Source organism: Micromonospora orduensis, from assembly GCF_006228125.1.
GTDB lineage: Bacteria > Actinomycetota > Actinomycetes > Mycobacteriales > Micromonosporaceae > Micromonospora > Micromonospora orduensis.
This window is the reverse complement of the sequence record NZ_VDFY01000071.1, coordinates 1-19,043: the sequence shown is the minus strand read 5'-3', so window position 1 is coordinate 19,043 and position 19,043 is coordinate 1. Positions and strand designations below refer to the sequence as shown.

The following is a 19,043-nucleotide window of genomic DNA, read 5'->3' as shown; positions in this document are numbered from 1 at the left end:
GGATTCCAGTGCTTACTACGCAGCGCGGTCACGTACTTACCGGAGAGGTAAGGATGAACGTCGAAATGTGGGTACGGGCGTTGAAGGCTGCCCGGGCCGGTGCCGAGATGTCCCAGGAGGCGTTGGCGACGGCCACCCGCTGGAGTCCCTCCACGGTGGCGGCAATCGAAACCGGCCGACGCCGGCCGACAATGGAGTTCGCGGTCGCCGCCGACGAAGCCCTCGCCACCGGCGGCCTCCTCGCCGAACTTCTCAAGGCCGCGGACCAGGACCGCGGCCCATCCTGGTTTGTTCCCTGGCGTGGATACGAGCAGAAGGCGACACGTCTACGTGCCTTCGAGGCATGTCTCGTGCCCGGCCTCCTCCAGACCGAGGAATATGCCCGCGCCGTCATCTCAGCGGGCGGGCTGCATTCGCCGGCTGTGGTTGACGAGCTTGTCGCGGTTCGTCTGGAACGCCAACTGCTGCTGTCCAGGGAAGCGCCGCCAATGTGCGTTTTCCTGGTTGACGAGATGGGACTTCACCGGCCGGTGGGCGGTCACGCCGTGCTCAACGCCCAGCTCGGCCGACTGCTTGAGGTGGCAGAACTCCCGTTCACCAGATTGCACGTCATTCCACTGAACGTCGGTGAGCATGTCGGCCTCGGCGGCGGCTTCGTGTTCGCTGATCTGCCAGACGGGGACAGGGTGCTCTACCTGGAGAATGCCGCTCGCGGACACGTCATGGACGACCCGGAAATGCTCCGATTGATTGATCGCAAATGGGATAGTCTGCTCGGCGAAGCGCTCTCGACAAGTGCCTCAATGGATCTGATCCGGAAGCTGAAGGTGACACCATGACGATGATTGAGCCGCGCTGGCGCACCTCCACCCGGTCGACCGACTCCGGCGGCAACTGCGTCGAGGTGGCGGGCAACCTGCCCGGTGTGGTGCTGGTCCGGGACAGCAAGGACCGCTCCGGCCCGGTCCTCGCCTTCGCTCCGGCGGCGTGGCGTGGCTTCCTCGCCGACGCTGCCCGTACCCCCGGCCGACGCGCCGGCTAGCTAGCGGCGCGGGGTGACCGTGGCCAGCAGCTCCGGCTGGCGTCGGTCCAGCACGTCGCCGGCCAGGTACGCGCCGAGCAGCGCCGCGCCCAGCCCGTACGCGACGCCGACCGGCAGGGCCAGCCAGAGCCACGCGTCGCCGAGGAGCGCGGCTGCCACCACCATCGGCACCGCGGCGACCGCCGAGGCGAGCATGGCCAGCAGGGTGAGCAGCCCCTTCGTCAGGCCCGCACCGCTGTTCATCGCGAACGGGTTGCTCGTCTCCGGCAGCGAGTACGCCCCGAGCACCGAGACCAGGCTGTTCACCGCCAGCCCGGCGCCGTAGGTGGCGACCAGGCTGCCGATCGTGAGCCCGATCCAACCGGGGTGACCGATCAGCACCGACAGCACCACCCCGACGACCGCCAGCATCGGCAGCACGTACAGCGAGAAGGCCGTCATCCGTGCCCGCAGCTCGACCCGGCCGGGCACCCCGGCCACCACGTTCGCGGCGTACGCGCTGCCGTCGAAGCCGAACTGGTTGGCCAGGGTGACCGAGGCGAGTACGCCGACGAAGAGCATGGAGATGGTGACCACCACCGGTGAGCTGTCGCTGGCAGCCGCCGTGAACCCCTCCTCGCCCATGGCCGCGAAGTCCCCGCCGGTAACGTTGATCATCACTGGCACGAAGATGCCGACCACCGCGATCGTGATCAGGTTGGCCCGGCGGCGCGCGTCCCGCCACCAGTACCGGGCCTCCCGGGCGACCAGGGCACCGAACTGGTCCCGGCGGGCCCAGCCGGCGACCCGGGGAAACAGTTGGGCCACCGCGCCGTCGGCAACTCCGCGTCGCACCGGAGCCTTACCGGCGCTCGCCGCACCCACCATCGCCGATTCGATCGACCGGGACCACCAGGTCAGCAGGGCGCCCAGCGTCGCCACCGTGATCAGCACCTTGACCGGTGCCGCCCACACCCGCCCCTGGGCCACGTCGATGCCGGCGGTCCACGGGGCGCCCAACGGCGTCCAACCGATCACTGTCGCCACGCCGGCCAGCCGCGCCCAGTCCGCCTCGCGCAGCGCGGCCAGGCCGAAGACCTGCAACGGGCCGAGCAACGCGGCGGTCACCGCCAGCAGCACGGCCGCCAGGTCACGGACCCGCCGGGACCGCAACATGGTGGCGAACGCGCTGGTCACCGCCCGGCTGGCGGCCACGCAGAGCAGCAGCCCGGCGAGCACACCCAGGACGGCGGTCAGCCCCGCCGACCAGCCACCCAACGACCAGGCGGTCAGCACCAGCCCGAACGACGCGATGAGCACCGCCAGCACCGGCACGCTGATCAGGGCCGCCACGAACAGGCCGGTCACCAACGTGCGCCGGGGCAGCGGCAGCAGCGCGAACCGGGCCGGGTCGAGTGTCTCGTCCACACCGAAGAAGACAAGTGGCAGCAGCAGCCAACCGAGCACCAGCAGCCCGCCACCCGCCGCCGCGACCAGCACCGCGTACTCGCCGTTGCCGGTCAGGCCCGGCGCGGCAAAGAGGAAGAAACCGCCGGCGGCGAACCAGAGCCCGAGCAACGCGCCGCCGATGAACAGGGCGATCCGCCAGCCCTGGCCCCGAAAGTTGTTGCCCATCACCCGCAGCTTGAGCCGCACGAAGTGGCGAGCGGAGACCGACCGTACGGGGGCGGCGGGGGTGGCGTCCGCACTCACCGGGAGAGCCACGACAACTCCTCGCCGGTCGCGGTACGCCCGCCGACCACCTCGACGAAGACCTGCTCCAGGGAGCGACCGCCACGGACCTCGTCGATCGTTCCGACCCGCTTGATGACGCCCTGGGCCAGGATCGCCACGTGCGAGCAGAGCCGCTCGACGACCTCCATCACATGACTGGAGAACACCACAGTGCCGCCACCGGCCGCGTACCTGGTCAGGATGTCGCGGATCAGCGCGGCCGAGACCGGGTCGACCGCCTCGAAGGGCTCGTCCAACACCAGCAGCCGAGGGCCGTGCAGCAGCGCGCAGGCCAGACCGATCTTCTTCTTCATGCCCGCCGAGTAGTCCACCACAAGCGTCCGGCCGGCGTCGCCGAGCGCCAGCACGTCCAGCAGCTCAGCGGCCCGCTGGTCGACCACCGCCGGGTCCATCCCGCGCAACAACCCGTTGTACGCCAGCAGCTCCGCCCCGGTCAGCCGGTCGAACAACCGGACCCCGTCGGGCATCACGCCGAGCAGCCGCTTGGCGGTGACCGGGTCCTGCCAGACGTCGTGCCCGAGCACCTGGGCCGAGCCGGCGTCCGGTCGTAACAACCCGACAGCCATCGACAGGGTGGTGGTCTTGCCGGCACCGTTCGGGCCGAGCAGGCCGTAGAAGGAGCCGGCGGGGACGTCCAGGTCGACGCCGGCCACCGCGATCGTGCCGTCGAACCGCTTGGCCAGGCCACGCAGTGCGAGCGCGGGGTGCTCAACAGTCATGCGCCGACGTTATCCGTCGATCGCCAGTTCCGCCGTCCGGCGGCGGACGGACAGAAGTCATCCTGAAGTCGTAGTGTCAGCGCGTACTACTGAAGTAGTGATGGGGTCATGTCGATGCCCTCGGAGTCCGTGCCGTTCTCGGAGCTGCTGCGCCAGCCGACCGAGACGGCGGATCGGCTCTCCCGTGCTCGCGCGGTCCGCCGAGCGGCACCGCCGAGCACAACGGCAAGACGCTGCCGCAGTGGCAGTACGAGGTGACCGCTGGCGGTCGCATCTGGTATCTGCCCGACCACGAGGCCCGCATCTGTTGGATCAAGCATGCAGGCACAGGCCACCCCAAGCTCACCGACTGACGCGCGCCCCCGGGCTCGCGGCTCGTGGGGCTACATGCGGAGGGCTTCCGGGGTGTGCAGGCGGAGCATGGTGGCGGCGACGTCGGCCGGGGCCCGCCGGCGGGTGGCCATCGACACCGCCACCATCACGGTGAAGGCCAGCGGCACCGTCCAGGCGGCCGGCTGCGCGATGAGCGTGGCCGGCCAGCCGGTCAGCGGTGGGCCGAGCACTGTGACAAGCACCGCGCCGATCGCCGCGCCGCCGCCGACCACCACGCCGGCGGTGGCGCCCACGTCGGTCAGGCCGCGCCACCAGATGCCGAGCACCAGCAGCGGGCAGAAGCTCGACGCGGCCACCGCGAAGGCCAGCCCGACGACCTGCGACACGTCGAGCCCGGAGACGTGCAGCGCCAGCACCGCCGGCACACCACCGGCGATGACGGTGGCCAGCCGGAACCCGCGTACCGAGCCGCGACCGAGCACGTCCGTCGAGATCACTCCGGCGACGCTTGTCAGCAGCCCGGACGAGGTGGAGAGGAACGCCGCGAACGCGCCCGCGGCGACGAGCGCGGCGAGTAGCCGCCCGATCAGCCCGTCGCCGAGGGCCGCGCCGGGCAGCAACACCACCACCGCGTCGGTCTGCCCGCTGATCAGCAGTTGCGGCGTGTAGATCCGGCCGAGTACCCCGTACAGGGTGGGCAGCAGGTAGAAGACGCCGACCAGCGCCAGCACGACCAGGGTGGTCCGGCGGGCCGCCGCTCCGTCCGGGTTGGTGTAGAAGCGCACCAGCACGTGCGGCAGGCCCATGGTGCCCAGGAAGGTGGCCAGGATCAGCGAGTACGTGGCGAACAGGCCCCGGTCGTCGGCACCGGCGGCGCTGGGCAGCAGCCAGTCGTCGGCGTCCGTGGCCACCCCGGACACGTCCGGCACCGGGTCACCTGCGGCGAAGGACAGTTCGTCGCCGGGGCGTACCTCCCGGATCTCACCGTCGGGCAGCGTGAGGGTCGCGCGGTGCTCGACCACGACTGTGGTCGCGGCCCGGAACGTCGGCCCGTCGGGCGGGGTCACCGCCGGGCGGCCGTCGGCCTGCCACTGCAGGGCCAGAAAGATCACCGGTACGGCGAGAGCGGTCAGTTTCAGCCAGTACTGGAACGCCTGGACGAAGGTGATCGCCCGCATGCCGCCCAGCGCCACGTTCGCGGTGACCACGGCGGCCACCAGCAGGGCACCGACCGGGTACGGGGAGCCGGCCACCGTGGCCAGGGTCAGCCCGGCGCCCTGGAGTTGCGGCACCAGGTACAACCAGCCGATGAAGATCACGAAGGCGGTCGCGAGGATGCGCAAACGGCGCGACCCCAGCCGCAGCTCGCAGAAGTCGGGCAGGGTGAACGCTCCGGAGCGGCGCAGCGGCGCGGCCACGAAGAGCAGCAGGGCCAAATAGCCGGCCGCGAACCCGACCGGGTACCAGAGCACGTCGACGCCGTACTTGAGGACCAGCCCGGCGATGCCGAGGAAACTCGCCGCCGACAGGTACTCCCCGCCGATGGCGGCGGCGTTCCACGTCGGGCTGATCGCCCGCGACGCCACCAGGAAATCGGAGGTGGTCCGGGCCAGCCGCAGCCCGTAGAAGCCGATCCCGACGGTGACCAGGGTTACCGCGACGATGGCCGGGACCACGAAGTCGTTGCCCACCTCAGCGCTCCGGCCGCTGCACCAGGTCGGTGAAGTCCTGCTCGTTGCGCTCGGCCAACCGCACGTACGCCCAGCCCACCCCGATCAGGAACGGGAACGACGCCACCCCGAGCAGCAGCCACGGCAGGTTGACGCCGGCGACCGTGGTCCGGCCCAGCGACGGCGCGATGGCGAACAGCCAGGGCAGCCCGCCCAGCCCGATGGCCACCACCAGGGAGAGCCGCAGCGCCAACGCGAGCTGGGCCCGGACCAGGCCGCGTACCAGCGCTTCACCGACCTGGGTCTGCTGCGCCAGCTCGGCGCGGGTCCGCTCGGCGCGGCTGTCCTGCCGGGTGATGTCGGCCAGCACGATCCGGGCCCGCCGGGGCGGCGGTACCGCACCGCCCGACCCCACGTCAGGGAGTTGCTTGGCCACCCCGGCAGTCTCGCCCGCACGGCGCGATTGTCAAGCGTTCGCGCTCACCAGCGGGTCAGCCCACAGCTCGTCGTGCCGCCTGTCGCCCGGACCGGGTCAAGGACCGGCCGGGCTCGTTCCCGGCCGAGGTTCGTCGCCCAGAAGCCGTCCCGGGGCAGCTCGAAGGCGATCTCCCGCAGCGCGCAGGTCCGCATCGGCTCGGGCAACCGGTCCAGGGCCGGTACGGCGTCCGCGGAGAGCCCCGAGAGGTAGCTGACGTCCAGGCGGCCGGTGTCGAGATAGCGGTCCACGTTCCGCTCGGCGATCAGCCGGTCCGGGTTGACGAGCGCCAACCCGAGAAGCGCCAGCACCGCCGTGCCGATCACCAACCGGGGCAGCCACTCGGCCCGCAGCCGCACCACGGCCACCCCGACGAGGACGAAGAGCAGCCCGAGCCACAACTCGGTGGTCGCCACGACGAGTCGCAGCCGGGTGGCGCCGTACGCGTCGGCGTAGACCTGCATCCGGTAGAGCGCCGAGGCGACGATCACCAGGCTGAGAGCGGTGAGCGTGCCGAGCAGCACCCGGACCAGCACCCGGTCCGCCCGGGTGGCCTTCGGTGCCCGACGGGCGGCGATGGCTATCACCAGCAGCGTGAGCCCGGTGACGGCGAGCAGTTGCCAGAACCCGCCGCGGGCGTACTCGGCGTAGGTCAGCCCGGCCGTGCGCAGCACGTGCCCGGCGCCGCCGAACAGCACCGTCAACTGGACCAGCACGAACGCGGCGAACAGGGCGTCGAGCAGCACCAGCGGGATCGTCCACTCCAGCCGGTGTGCCGGTCGGCCCGGTTCCGGCCGCAGGCCCTCCAGGTCGGGCGGGCGACTGAGCAGGTACGCGGCACCGAGCAGGCCACCGCCGATCAGCAGCAGGCGGAACGCCCAACCGATCATCCCGGGCGGCGAGATGTCGGGCAGCAGGCCGGTGACCAGGTCGGCGAAGACCGCGTCGGCGGAGGAGAAGAGCATCCCGAACAGCAGCAGCAGGCCGGCGGAGATCGCCAGGCTGGTGACGACACGTCCGACCTCGATCCCCGACCCCGCCGCACGGCGGCTGCGCAGCCCGCGTGCCGCCCACGGGAGCGCCCGTACCGTCGCGGCCGGCGGCAGCGTCGCGGCGAGCAGCATCCCGAGCGGGCTCCGCCCGCCGGTCACCGCGAGCGTCCCGGTCACCACGGCGGCGAGCAGGCAGAGGGCGAAGAGCCAGCCGGCGGCCCGGACCGTGCCGACGCCGACCAGCGCGACCGTGGCGACGGCCCAGGCGATCTGCGCCGCCCGCCCCGGTGCCCCCGTGGCATCGGGACGGGCGGTCGCTGGGCCTGGTGCCTCCGGCGCATCGGGACGGGCGGTCGCTGCCGTTCCCGGTGCCCCCGTGGCATCGGGACGGGCGGTGGCCGCCGTGGCCGGGGACGGCGTCCCGGAACGGACGACGCTGGCGGTGGCGAGGGCGGCGACGGCGGCCAGCGCGGCCACCAGCCAGCCGAGGCCGGGACGGACGGTCGTGAGCGTCGACGCGCCGACGACCGCCGCCGCCGTCAACGCCGCCAGGACCAGCGGACGGGCGGCCCTGGGCGGCCCCGGCCAGCGCCGCTCGATCAGTGACGGCGGCCTCGGCAGGGCCGGTGCGAGCGGCCCCGGTTGCGGCCGGGCGGCGGCCGGCGGGGCAGCCGGACCCGGTCGGGCAGTCGGGGTGACCTGCGGGCCGGTCGGCCCGCCGGCCGGGAGTGGAGTGCTGCCAGGGCTGGTCATGCGGCCTCTCTTCGGTGTGGCGCGTCACTGGGGATGGTGACCTGGATGCGGCAGCCGGGCTGGTCGCCCCGGTGCGGTCCGGCGGGATCGAGGACAGCGATCCGGCCGCCGTGCAACTCGACGACCCAGCGGGCGATGGCCAGGCCCAGCCCGGTTCCGCCGCCGGCCGACCGGTCGCCGCGGGTGAACCGCTCGAACACCCGGGAACGCTCGGCTGGCGGGATGCCCTGGCCCTCGTCGCTCACCTCGAAGCGGAGCTGGTCGCCGTGCTCCTCGGCGCTGACCCGCACGGTGCCGCCTGGTGGGCTGTGCCGCGCCGCATTGTCGAGCAGGTTCGCGAAGACCTGGTGCAGCCGCCACGGGTCCGCGCGCACCGTCAGGGGTTCCGGCAGGTCACGGAGCTCGAAGCGCACGTCCAGGCCGGCCCCGGACGCGCTGGCGGTGGCGTGCTCCACCGCCTCGTCGAGGAAGTCCCCCACGTCGATGCGCACCCGCCGCAGCGGCACCACCCCGGCGTCGAGGCGGGACAGATCCAGCAGGTCGGCGACGAGATGCCCGAGCCGTTCGGTCTGGGACAGCGCCGCGCGCAGGGCGGCGGGCTCGGGCTCGGCCACCCCGTCCACCATGTTCTCCAGGACGCCCTGCAGGGCCGTGATCGGCGTCCGCAGCTCGTGCGACACGTTCGCGATCAGTTCGCGTCGACGCTGGTCGGCGGCGTGCAGGTCCTCGGCCATCTTGTTGAAGGCCTGGGCCAGCTCACCGACCTCGTCCCGGGACGTGGCGCGTACCCGACGGGTGTAGTCGCCCCGGGCCATCGCCCCGGCGGCGGCCGTCATCTCCCGCAGCGGTGAGGTCATCCCGTGGGCGAGCACCTGCGAGGTGACAAGCGCGATGCAGATGACCGTGATCGACGTGCCCGGTGGGAGCCAACCGATGCCGTACCAGAAGTAGCCGATGGCCACGGCCCAGGAGGCGACCAGCAGGACGCCGAGCTTCATCTTGATCGAGCGGACCGGGTCGAGTGGACGGGGCAGCACCCGATCCAGCCAGTCCCTCAGTTGGTCGATCACGCGGGCACCTCCAGGGCGTACCCGACGCCATGGACGGTCCGGATCAGGTCGGCGCCGAGCTTGCGGCGCAGCGCCTTGACGTGACTGTCGACAGTGCGGGTGCCGGTGCCCTCGGCCCAACCCCACACGTCGGCGAGCAGCCGCTCCCGGGGCAGGACCGTGCGGGGCCGCCCTGCGAGGTGGAGCAGGAGGTCGAACTCCGTCGGTGTGAGGTGCACGTCCTCGCCGGACCGGCGGACCCGCCGCTCGGCTTCGTTGATCTCGATGTCGCCGAGGCGGATGGCGGGCGGGGCGGGGGTCGCGGCCCGTTCCATCCGGCGCAGCAGCACGTGTACGCGGGCGGCCAGCTCGCGCATCGAGAACGGCTTGGTGAGGTAGTCGTCCGCCCCGACCGCGAGCCCGACCAGCAGATCGGTCTCATCGTCGCGGGCCGTGAGCATCAGCACCGGCACCGGCCGGACCGCCTGGATCCGCCGGCACACCTCCAGGCCGTCGAAGCCGGGCAGCATCACGTCGAGGACGACGAGGTCCGGCTGCCCGGTCCGGAACCGCTCGACCGCGCTGGGGCCGTCCGTGGCGATCTCCACGACGAAACCCTCGGCGCGGAGTCGGGCGGCGACCGACTCGGCGATGGTGCGCTCGTCCTCGACAACCAGGATCCGGCGTTCCTTCATGGGGCCTGACTGTATTGAGCCGCCGTGGAGATCGGTGGGTGGCGTTGTGAACAACCTGTGGAGAACGGCTCACGCCTGTGGATAACTCCGGCGGACATGCCGGTCGGTCTCCGGCCACCCGACGAAGCGGGGCCGGTGGCGACGCCACCGGCCCCGTTGTGACACGACAGTCAGCTGATCGGTACGACCAGGTCCACTGACATGCTGCCGCTGGCCGGGACGGTGAACCGCTCCAGCTTGCGGGTGCCGTCCGGCTGGGTCACCAGGTAGCGACCGTCGACGTGCTGATCCTCGCCGAGGTAGGCGTTGTAGGTGAAGAAGACCCGCTGCGGGCCCTTGAGCCGGATGTCGAACTGCCCGTCGGTGATCCAGCCGCTGCCCGCGATGTCGCCGGTGTCGACGCTGCGGGCTATGGCGTACCCGCCGGTGAAGGGGGTGCCGTCGGGCGTACGGAAGGTGCCGGTCAGAGCGACGCCCTGGTCGAGTTGGGCGTCCTGGGTGGCGGTCGCTCCGGCGGTGACGGTCACCGGGGTGGCGGTGAAGCGGCTCGGTTTGTCGCCGGACCACTCGCTGGCCCACGGGTGGCCACTGAACACCAGAGGCCAGGCGTACGGGCCGAGCCGATCGATTGTGTAGACGCCACGCTCGTCGGTGCTGGCGTCCTGCACTCCGACCCCGGGGTGACCGGTCAGCACCGAGATGTCGACGCTCGTCAACGGCTTACCTGTGGAGTCGGTGACCGTGCCGGTGACCGTGCCGGCCCGGTCCATGCGGACCGTCGGGCCGGTCGTCACCTGCCCCACGGTGGCGACCACGGGGACGGCCTGCCGCTCGTCACCGGTGCCACCCTCGGCGCCCACCCACTGGCGACCGTAGACGTCCTCCTGGGGCAGCGCGAAGAGCTTGTAGGTGCCGCCGACCAGCGGGCCCACCTGGATCCGGCCGTTGCGGTCGCTGCACTCGCCGTAGCCGTCCCGAAGCGCGGCCTGCTTGGGCAGGTACGCGTCGAGGCAGACGTCCCGCAGCGGCGCGCCGGTCTGCCTGTCGACGATGGTGGAGGTGATGACCGCGCCCGGCCGCATCTTCACGGTGAGGTTTGTGGTCCCGTTCGCCTCCACGCGTACCCGCGTCAGCTCGCGGGAGAAGTACCGCTTGTCCGGCGCGTACACGTAGAGGTCGTGACGGCCCTGGGGCAGGCCGGTGACGGTCACCGTGCCGCTGCCGTTGCTGCACCCCGAGTCGGCGCAGAAGTTGGCGACGGGCGCGCCGGTGACCGAGTCGACGGCGGTGATCTTGACCGAGCCGGTGCCGAGCAGGCTGTCCGCGATGGTCGTCTGCCGCCCGCCGAGGACCTGGACCAGGTTGGCCTCGTCGGAGGTCAGCTTGCCCCGGTAGTACTGCTGGCGCTCACCGGAGATCACACCCACCTTGTACGAGCCCTGGAGCACCTGGACGCTGAACTCACCGTTCGCGTCGGTCTCCGTCCACGCCCCGCCGTACATGTTGGCGGTGGTGATGTCGACCTGGGCGTTGGCGAGCGGCGCGCCGGTCGCGGTGGTGAACCGTCCGGAGAGGCCGCCCACCGGCAGCATCGTCTCGTTGACCTCGACTGCCGTGTCCGCCCCGACCTGGAAGATGGTGGCGGCCTCCTCGTCGAGGCTCCCCGGCACGTACTGGCTCTGGTAGGAGCCCTCGATCGGGTTGAAGTTCACCCGGTAGCGGCCGGGCAGCGCGGTGATGGTGAACCGGCCGTCCTCGTCGGTACGACCACCAGCCCAGTTGTACGTGTCGACCTCGTTGGCGTTGATGCCCAGGTCGGGCACCGGCCGTCCGGCGCTGTCGACGATCCGGCCGCTGATGGTGCCGGTGCCGAAGAGTTGTTCGTCGACGGTGGTGGTGCCGCCGGCGGTGACGGTCACCGGGTCGGCGTCCCACATCATCGCCTTGCGGTGGTGGTACTGCTCGGGCTGTGTCCAGGGGAAGTAGCCGACCGTGTACGAGCCGGCGGGCAGCCCGGTGACCGTGTAGTTGCCGTCGGCGTCGGTGTTGGTCTGACCGACGCTCTCGTACCCGTCGGCCGGGTAGACCTGTACGAGAATTTCGGCGGCGGCGGTGCCGGCGTTGGTGGTCAGTCGTCCGCTGACCGCGCCCGTCGCCGCGGCCTGGGCCGGGGTGGCGCCGGGCAGCACGAGTGCCGCCACGACGCCACCGGCCAGCAGGGCGCGGCGGGCTGGGGATAGCTGCATCGATGTCCCAATGTGAGGGTGGTGGGGCGGCCTGAGCAGGCTCCGCCCGCACCGACCCTGCGCCCCGTACGGGATCGGCACACGGAGGATAGGTCACCGGCGATGCGCGCGGAACCGGCCGACCCTCTGCTGTGGACTGACGATCAGTCCAGGCCGACGCGTTCCGGCCGGGCCGAGGCGGAGCCAAGCCAGGTGTGCGGGTTGCCGTACCAGCACCAGCCGAGCTTCGGTGCGCCCTGACTGATCCAGAGTGCCGGCACCCGCTTGTCGCCGCATCGGGAACCGACGAGCGAGAAGCACCTGTTGCTGGCCAGCGCTGCCGGGTGCAGCGTGATGAACGCGATCCCCTCGTCGATGGTGAGGGGCAGCCGGTCCTGTGCGGTCATGCCCTCCATGGCGGTGGCCGGCGGCAGGTTGCGGAACTCCTCGCCCCGGTCGACGTCGAACAGCAGGTACGCCGGCGCGGCCGGCACCTCCAGCTCCTTGATGGGGTCGAAGCGCGGCAGGTCGTCCGCGGCGTAGTTCCGGTCGAGGACGCCGGGCTTGCGCTTGCCGGCAAGCGTGGTCAGCTCCAGTCGCTCCTGCACCCCGACCAGGTCGCGGGTGGTGACGAGCAGGAACGGCACCCGCGCGTCGGTGGGGGCGGGCAGGCCGGCGGCGCCCTCGGCCGCCCTGTCGCGCAGCGGCGCGACCAGGTCGCGGAAGGCGGTCTCGGTCAGCCCGGCGAGGGCCGGGTAGCCCAACCGCACCAGCCGGTCCAGTTGGCGGTCGAACTCGGTCGCGGCGTCGAACGGGGTTTCGGACACGGTGGCCTCCCGGTTGTCGTACGGACTAGCGTACAACGTACGACAGTGACCGTCTCATCCCCGGCTCAACGGTTCCAATCCTGTTTCGCGGCCCTGACCAGCTTGTCCTTCAGCTCCCGGGTGTGCCGGCGACTCACCGGCAGCTCGGTCGAGTCGACCACCACCACGTATCCGGAGTTCACCAGCCGCAACTCCGCGATCAACTTCAACTGCACCAGGTACGACCGGTGCACCCGGACGAAACCGGCGTCGGCCCACCGCTCCGCGAGGGTCGCCAGGGACACCCGCACCAGGTGCGAGCCCTCGGCGGTGTGCAGGCGTGCGTAGTCGCCCTGCGCCTCCACCCACCGCACCGCCGAACGGGGCAGCATCCGGGTGGTGCCGGCCAACTCGATGGGGATGGTCGGGTCCTCCTCGGCCCGGGCCAGCGCCGCCGGATGCGACGGCACCACCCGCGAGCCGATCACCCGGCGCAGCGACTCGGCCAGCCGGTCCGCGCGCACCGGCTTGCGGACGTAGTCCGTGGCGCCCAGGTCGAACGCGTCCACCGCGCCGTCGTCGTACGCGGTGACGAACACGATCGCCGGTGGTCGCGCGAAGCGGCGCAGCACCCGGGCCAGCTCCATGCCGTCCAGGCCGGGCATCCGGATGTCCAGGAAGACCACGTCGACGTCGCCGTCGCGCAGCAGCCGCAGCGCCTCGGTGGCGTCCCCGGCCGTGTGCAGGCGGGCCACCCGGGGGTCGGCCCGCAGATGGTACGCCAACTCGTCGAGCGCGGGCGGCTCGTCGTCGACCGCCAGCACCCGGAGGAACCCCGTGGTCACGAGCCCGCCCGCACACCGGGGTGGAACTTCGGCACCCGCATGCTCACCCTCGTACCCGACCCCAGCCCCGTCTCGACGACCAGGCCGAACCGGTCCCCGAAGACCGAGCGCAGCCGCTCGTCGACGTTGGAGAGGCCGACGTGCTGGCCCGTGTCGTCGCCCGGGTCACCGGCGCCGCGCGCCAGCTCGGCGATGCCGGCGGTCAACGTGGTCGGGTCCATTCCCACTCCGTCGTCCTCCACGGTGATGTGGCACTCGGCGCCCGCGTCCCGGGCCTCGATGCTCACCATGCCCGTGCCCGGCTTGCGGGACAACCCGTGCCGGACGGCGTTCTCCACAAGCGGCTGGAGGCAGAGGAACGGCAGCGTCACCGGCAGCACCTCCGGGGCGATCTGCAACCGCACCTGCAACCGGTCACCGAAACGCGCGCGCTCGATCGTCAGGTACCTGTCGATCGACCGCAGCTCCTCGGCGAGGGTCGTGAACTCCCCGTGCGCCCGGAACGAGTACCTGGTGAACTCCGCGAACTCCAGGATCAAATCCCGGGCACGCTCCGGGTCGGTGCGGACGAACGAGCCGATCGCGGTCAGCGCGTTGTAGATGAAGTGCGGGCTGATCTGCGCCCGCAACGCCCGGATCTCCGCCCGGGCCAGCCGCTCCCGCGACGAGTCCAGCTCGGCCAGGGCGAGCTGGTTGCCGGCCCAGTGCGCCGTCTCCAGGGTGGCCTGCACCAGCCCCGGCGCCGGAGCGCTGTCGGCGATCGCCACCAGCGCGCCGACCACCCGACCGTCCGCACCCTGCAACGGCGCGACCACCGCCCCCCGGATCGGGCAGTCGACCCGGTCGCAGCGCAACTCGTGCTCACCGAGCACCGTCGAGCGCCCCGACGCCACCGTCCGCCCGGCCGCCGCGAGCAGTTGCTCCCCGTGGTGCGTGCCGCGCCCGTCGAGGGCGAGCACCCGGTCGGCGTCGGTGAGCGCCAGCCCGACCGCGCCCACAAGTGCCCGCAGATGGCGTACGGCCTTCGCCGCGCCCGCCTCGCTCAACCCGGCGCGCAGCGGCTCGGCGGCCAGGCCGGCGGTGTGCAGCACCTCGTAGGTGGCCCGCTGGGTGGCCGTGGCGATCCCCCGGCGGGCGCGCAGCCGCAGCACCGCCCACAGAGCCGCGGCCAACGCGGTGACCAGTGAGACGACGCCGACCACGGCGGAGAGGTTGCCACCCACGCAGCGATCCTTGCCGGTGCGGGCCGGCGCGCCAACCCCCTAGTACGCGCCCTTGCGGGCGAGCACCACCCCGACCGTGCGCCACAGGATGCTCAGGTCGTACGCGAGCGACCAGTTGTCGACGTAGTAGAGATCCAGTCGCACCGACTCGTCCCAGGACAGATCGGAGCGGCCGGAGACCTGCCACAGGCCGGTCATGCCAGGGCGGACCAGCAGCCGGCGGCGTACGTCGCCGAGGAAGTCACCGTCGTCGGCCGGCAGCGGGCGAGGCCCGACCAGCGACATCTCGCCCCACAGCACGTTGATCAACTGGGGAAGCTCGTCCAGCGACGAGGCCCGCAGGAAACGGCCGACCGGGAAGACCCGCGGGTCCTGCTTCATCTTGAACAGCATGCCGTCGGTCTCGTTCCGGTCGACCAGGCTGGCCAGCCGGTCCTCGGCGTCGACGTACATGGTTCGGAACTTCCACACCCGGAACGTGCGCCCCTCGTGCCCCACCCGGGGCTGCCGGAAGAAGACCGGCCCGGGGTCGGAGATCCGGATCGCCACGCCGATCGCCAGGAAGAGCGGAACCAGCAGCAGCAGGCCCAGGCCGGCCGCCACCCGGTCCATCAGGTTCTTGGCCAGCAGCGCCGGCCCGGAGAGGGTCGGCTCCTCCACGTGCAGCAGCGGCAGACCCTCGATCGGCCGGATGTGCACCCGGGGGCCGGCGATGTCGGTCAGCTGCGGTGCGACCACCAGATCGACGCCGGAGCCCTCCAACTGCCAGGCCAGCCGGCGCAGCTCACCCGGCTCCGCGCTGGCCGAGCCGCAGACCGCGATGGTGTCCCCGCCGACCTCCCGGACCAGGGCCAGGACGTCGCGGCCCGCGTACACCGGCACCGGGGTCGGCATGCCCCGCGCCGCCGCGTACCCGTCGGTGATGTGGATGGCGACCGGCACCAGCCCGGCCGCCGGGCTGCGGGTGACCGCCGCGTAGACCTCCAGGCACTCCGGCAGGGTGCCGACCAGCACCATCCGGTGCGCGGCCTGGCCGGCCCGGCGGCGGATGTAGTGCAGCGCCCAGCGGGCCACGAACCGGCCCCACAGGATCAGCACCGTGGCGCCGACCAGCGCCGTGCCGACCGTGTACCGGGAGAGCTGGGTCTTGGTGGCGAAGGCGAGGAAGGAGACGCTCGCCGCGACCGTCACCGACGCCCGGATCACCCGCTTGAACTCGTCCGGGCCGAGCCCCAGGTAGCGCCGGTCGTACGCCCGGTTGCTCCAGAGGATGACCACCCAGCCCAGCGGGAGCAGCAGGTAGGAGATGGTGTGGAACCAGGTCGGATCCTGGTTGGTGCCGGAGAAACCGGAGGCCGCCTGGTCGAACAGCTGGATCGCGATCCAGCTGGCGAACGCCGCCGCACCAAAGTCGAGCACGAGCAGGATCGCCGTGTACGGCCGGTGCCAGCGGGAAACGCGGCGACGCGCCCTGGCCCACGCCGACCGGGGGACGCCGTTGTGCGTCGGCGGTGTCGGCGGCTGGATCTCGAAGCTGTCGACGTGCCGCACGAGTCTGCTCCGGCCTTCGTTGGATACCGGGCGCTGGAGGCTTGCCGTCACCTCACCCATGTCCTCCCGCATGACACGTGCCGCTCACTCGCAGTGAGGGCCCGGGTCGCCCACCGTCCCAGTCTCCCACGCGGGCTCCGACCGGTCGCCGCCCCGAAGGAGATTGGCGACTGATGGTGCCGGCGGGATCTGGCCGGCTCCGCACCATTTCAGAAGCCGGGGACCGGGCCACTATACCGATGGATACGCCTGTGGCGAGAACGGTGGACCGGAGCTTCGGCTCAGTCGGGTCGATTCCGCTCTGTAGTCGGCGCGTGGAATTACTCACCGTACGAGTCGGGACAACCGTCGGTCAGCGAGCGGCTTGCCGCCGGTCTGACACGTCGCGCAGTACTGGAGGCTGGAGTCGGCGAACGACACCTCCCGCACCGTGTCCCCGCACACCGGGCAGGGCAGCCCGGTACGCGCGTGCACCTTCAGCCCCGAGCGCTTCTCACCCTTCAGCTCCGCGGCCCGCTGGCCGACGGACCGCTCCACGGCGTCGCCGAGGATCTGCCGGGTGGCCGCGTGCAGGGTCGCGAGCTGCCCGTCGGTGAGCCGGTCGGTGATCGCGAACGGGGACAGCTTCGCGGCGTGCAGGATCTCGTCCGAGTACGCGTTGCCCACCCCGGACAGCACCGACTGGTCGGTCAACACCCCCTTGACCTGCCCCCGCCGGCTGCGCAGCCGCTCCGCGAACGTGGGCAGGTCCGCAGCGAGCGCGTCCGGCCCCAGCTTGGCCACCCCGGGCACCGCAGCCAGGTCGGTGACCAGGTACGCGGCCAGCTTCTTCTGCGTACCCGCCTCGGTCAGGTCGAAGCCGGACCCGTCGTCGAGACGTACGCGCAGCGCGATCGGCCCCTTACCGGGACGAAGTGGGGTGCCGGACGGGAAGGCCTCCCGGTAGTGCAGCCAGCCGGCCCGAGCCAGGTGGACCACCAGGTGCAGGTCCCCCTCGAACACCACGTCCAGGAACTTGCCGTGCCGGCGGGCGTCGACCACCGCCCGACCGACGACCTCGGTCGGTGCCGGGTCGTACGTCTTCAGGGCGCTGATCGCGGCGACCTCCAACCGGTCGACACGCCGGCCCACCGCGCGCTGCCGCAGGTAACCCGCGAGCGCCTCAACCTCCGGTAGTTCGGGCACGACACAACGGTAGCCTTCTTTCCGGTGAGCGCGAGGAATGAGCTTGCGAGTCCCGCAGCCGGCACGACCGCGAACGAAAGGCAAGCTCTGTGAAAATCGTGGTGGCGCACAACCGGTACCGGGAAGCCCAGCCCTCCGGCGAGAACACGATCGTCGACTCGGAGATCGCTCAGCTCACCGCGGCCGGTGTCGAGGTGCTGCCGTTCATCCGCAGTTCGGACGAGATCCCGTCGATGTCGAAGGCGGCCAAGGCGCTGCTGCCGATCTCGCCGATCTGGGCACCCCGCGCCCAGCACGACCTGAGCCGGCTCCTCACCGAGCACCGACCGGACGTTCTGCACCTGCACAACCCGTACCCCCTGCTGTCGCCCTGGGTGGTGCGGACCGCGCACCGGCACGGCGTGCCGGTGGTGCAGACGGTGCACAACTACCGGCAGGTCTGCTCCTCCGGGATCTACTTCCGCGACGGCGTGATCTGCCAGGACTGCAAGGGCCGGGCGCTGGGCGTACCGGCGATCAAGCACCGGTGCTACCGCGACTCGGCCGCGCAGAGCGCGCTGATGGCGACCACCCTGGCCGTACACCGGGGGACCTGGCGGTCGGTGGACCGGTACGTCGCGCTCACCACCGCGATCGCCGACCACCTCCGCGAGTACGGCATTCCGGACGACCGGATCGTCGTGAAGCCGAACGCCGTACCCGACCCGGGCCGGCCCGCGCCCCTTGGCGACGGCTTCCTCTACATGGCCCGGCTCTCCCCGGAGAAGGGCGCCGACCTGCTGCTGGACGCCTGGCGTCGGCACCCGGTAGGCACACTGGGCACGCTGCGGATCGCCGGCGACGGGGAACTGCGCCCGCTGGTGGAGGCCGCAGCCGCCGAGCGGCCCGACGTGGTCTACCTCGGCCAGCTCGACCGGGCCGGAGTACGCGCCGCCGTCGAGGCGAGCGCGGTCGTGATCGCCGCCTCCATGTGGCACGACGTACTGCCAACCGTGATCATCGAGGCGCTGGCAAGCGGCCGGCCGGTCCTCGGCACCGCGCTGGGCGGCATCCCGTACCTCGTCGGAGCGGACGCCCCACACGAACCCGCCGGCACCGGCCCGGCCGAGACCGCCTCGGCCGTCGCCGGACGTGACGGGCCGGCCATGCCCGCCGGTCTCGGCTCCGGCGTCGGTCTCGGCGTCGGCTCCGGTCTCGGCTCCGGCTCCGGCGTCGGTCTCGGCGTCGGTGAGGCAGGCTGGGTGGTCGCCCCCGAACCTGCCGCGCTGGCCGCCGCCCTGCCGGTGGCCCGGGCCGGCGCGTCCGGGCTGACGCTGGCCGCCCGCGCCCGCTATGAGCGGACCTTCCACCCCGACGTGGTCACCAAGCAGCTCATCGACATCTACGCCGGCATGGCCCGCACACCCAACCCCGCCTGACCCGCCGCCCGCAGGCCGCGCCGCCGTGCGTGGCCGTGCCCCGCGCCGCCGTGCGTGGCCGTGCCCCGCGCCGCCGTGCGTGGGCCGCGCCGCCGTGCGAGGGCCACGCCGCCATGTGGCGGCGCCGCGCAAACGGCGAAGATCGTGCTCGATCCAGGAAGTAGTGGCCTCGGAGCGGCGGGATCGCCCTCTTTCCTGGATCGAGCGCGATCTTGATGGCGTGGGCGTCCCTTGCCGCCGCAGGAGCGACGGGACCGGGAGCCGGTCCAGCAAGATCCGCATAACATCAGGGATGTTGGTGCCTCCGGCGCCGCGGAGGCAGCAACAT

The 19,043-nt window shown here is 72.0% G+C and carries 15 protein-coding genes and 2 pseudogenes; 4 read left to right on the top strand and 13 right to left on the bottom strand.

Going from position 1 to position 19,043, the window contains the following annotated elements; translation table 11 throughout:
- Window positions 1-53: 53 nt before the first annotated feature.
- Complete coding sequence (locus tag FHG89_RS02230; RefSeq protein WP_139582352.1) at window positions 54-839, top strand: helix-turn-helix domain-containing protein; 786 nt, start codon at window positions 54-56, stop codon at window positions 837-839.
- Window positions 836-1,042, top strand: coding sequence for a DUF397 domain-containing protein (locus FHG89_RS02225; protein ID WP_139582350.1), 207 nt, complete (start codon window positions 836-838; stop codon window positions 1,040-1,042). Before FHG89_RS02230 ends, FHG89_RS02225 begins: the two co-directional genes overlap by 4 nt.
- On the opposite strand, the gene FHG89_RS02220 is transcribed toward FHG89_RS02225, so the two are convergent.
- The 13 genes from FHG89_RS02220 to FHG89_RS02160 form a co-directional block, all read right to left on the bottom strand.
- Entirely contained in the window at window positions 1,043-2,746 is a 1,704-nt protein-coding gene (locus FHG89_RS02220; protein ID WP_425280146.1) for an ABC transporter permease, read from the bottom strand.
- Window positions 2,731-3,495: an ABC transporter ATP-binding protein gene (locus FHG89_RS02215; RefSeq protein ID WP_139582349.1), complete on the bottom strand. Its 765-nt coding sequence runs from the start codon at window positions 3,493-3,495 to the stop codon at window positions 2,731-2,733. Before FHG89_RS02215 ends, FHG89_RS02220 begins: the two co-directional genes overlap by 16 nt.
- 383 nt (window positions 3,496-3,878) lie before the next feature.
- Window positions 3,879-5,519, bottom strand: coding sequence for a sodium/solute symporter (locus tag FHG89_RS02210; RefSeq protein WP_139582347.1), 1,641 nt, complete (start codon window positions 5,517-5,519; stop codon window positions 3,879-3,881).
- A gap of 1 nt (window position 5,520) precedes the next feature.
- Entirely contained in the window at window positions 5,521-5,934 is a 414-nt protein-coding gene (locus FHG89_RS02205) for a DUF485 domain-containing protein (RefSeq protein WP_225854217.1), read from the bottom strand.
- Between the two features lie 44 nt (window positions 5,935-5,978).
- Entirely contained in the window at window positions 5,979-7,718 is a 1,740-nt protein-coding gene (locus tag FHG89_RS02200) for a DUF4153 domain-containing protein (protein ID WP_139582345.1), read from the bottom strand.
- Window positions 7,715-8,788, bottom strand: a complete 1,074-nt coding sequence (locus FHG89_RS02195; protein ID WP_425280145.1) for a HAMP domain-containing sensor histidine kinase — start codon at window positions 8,786-8,788, stop codon at window positions 7,715-7,717. The genes FHG89_RS02200 and FHG89_RS02195 overlap by 4 nt, the downstream gene beginning before the upstream one ends.
- On the bottom strand, window positions 8,785-9,462 hold the full coding sequence (locus FHG89_RS02190) for a response regulator transcription factor (RefSeq protein WP_139582344.1): 678 nt from the start codon (window positions 9,460-9,462) through the stop codon (window positions 8,785-8,787). The genes FHG89_RS02195 and FHG89_RS02190 overlap by 4 nt, the downstream gene beginning before the upstream one ends.
- A gap of 170 nt (window positions 9,463-9,632) precedes the next feature.
- Window positions 9,633-11,708: a carboxypeptidase-like regulatory domain-containing protein gene (locus tag FHG89_RS02185; protein ID WP_139582342.1), complete on the bottom strand. Its 2,076-nt coding sequence runs from the start codon at window positions 11,706-11,708 to the stop codon at window positions 9,633-9,635.
- Between the two features lie 143 nt (window positions 11,709-11,851).
- A complete protein-coding gene (locus tag FHG89_RS02180) occupies window positions 11,852-12,514 on the bottom strand; it encodes a DUF5701 family protein (RefSeq protein ID WP_167517326.1) in 663 nt (220 codons plus the stop codon).
- A gap of 65 nt (window positions 12,515-12,579) precedes the next feature.
- On the bottom strand, window positions 12,580-13,338 hold the full coding sequence (locus FHG89_RS02175; protein WP_139582339.1) for a LytR/AlgR family response regulator transcription factor: 759 nt from the start codon (window positions 13,336-13,338) through the stop codon (window positions 12,580-12,582).
- Entirely contained in the window at window positions 13,335-14,561 is a 1,227-nt protein-coding gene (locus tag FHG89_RS02170; RefSeq protein WP_139582338.1) for a sensor histidine kinase, read from the bottom strand. The genes FHG89_RS02175 and FHG89_RS02170 overlap by 4 nt, the downstream gene beginning before the upstream one ends.
- A gap of 39 nt (window positions 14,562-14,600) precedes the next feature.
- Window positions 14,601-16,172: a sugar transferase gene (locus tag FHG89_RS02165; RefSeq protein WP_167517327.1), complete on the bottom strand. Its 1,572-nt coding sequence runs from the start codon at window positions 16,170-16,172 to the stop codon at window positions 14,601-14,603.
- Between the two features lie 264 nt (window positions 16,173-16,436).
- Window positions 16,437-17,297: an Fpg/Nei family DNA glycosylase gene (locus FHG89_RS02160; protein WP_139582334.1), complete on the bottom strand. Its 861-nt coding sequence runs from the start codon at window positions 17,295-17,297 to the stop codon at window positions 16,437-16,439.
- Window positions 17,298-17,386: 89 nt separating this feature from the next.
- Here FHG89_RS02160 and FHG89_RS02155 point away from each other — a divergent pair.
- Window positions 17,387-18,440: pseudogene (locus tag FHG89_RS02155) on the top strand (glycosyltransferase); the annotation flags it as partial.
- Window positions 18,441-18,508: 68 nt separating this feature from the next.
- Window positions 18,509-18,715, top strand: a pseudogene (locus FHG89_RS34380) (glycosyl transferase family 1); the annotation flags it as partial.
- Between the last annotated feature and the right edge of the window lie 328 nt (window positions 18,716-19,043).

Excerpts from the sequence above, each read along its gene's own strand:
- FHG89_RS02230 (WP_139582352.1), top strand. The coding sequence starts at position 54 with ATGAACGTCGAAATGTGGGTACGGGCGTTGAAGGCTGCCCGGGCCGGT.
- FHG89_RS02225 (WP_139582350.1), top strand. The coding sequence starts at position 836 with ATGACGATGATTGAGCCGCGCTGGCGCACCTCCACCCGGTCGACCGAC.
- FHG89_RS02215 (WP_139582349.1), bottom strand. The coding sequence starts at position 3,495 with ATGACTGTTGAGCACCCCGCGCTCGCACTGCGTGGCCTGGCCAAGCGG.
- FHG89_RS02200 (WP_139582345.1), bottom strand. The coding sequence starts at position 7,718 with ATGACCAGCCCTGGCAGCACTCCACTCCCGGCCGGCGGGCCGACCGGC.
- FHG89_RS02185 (WP_139582342.1), bottom strand. The coding sequence starts at position 11,708 with ATGCAGCTATCCCCAGCCCGCCGCGCCCTGCTGGCCGGTGGCGTCGTG.
- FHG89_RS02190 (WP_139582344.1), bottom strand. The coding sequence starts at position 9,462 with ATGAAGGAACGCCGGATCCTGGTTGTCGAGGACGAGCGCACCATCGCC.
- FHG89_RS02165 (WP_167517327.1), bottom strand. The coding sequence starts at position 16,172 with ATGGGTGAGGTGACGGCAAGCCTCCAGCGCCCGGTATCCAACGAAGGC.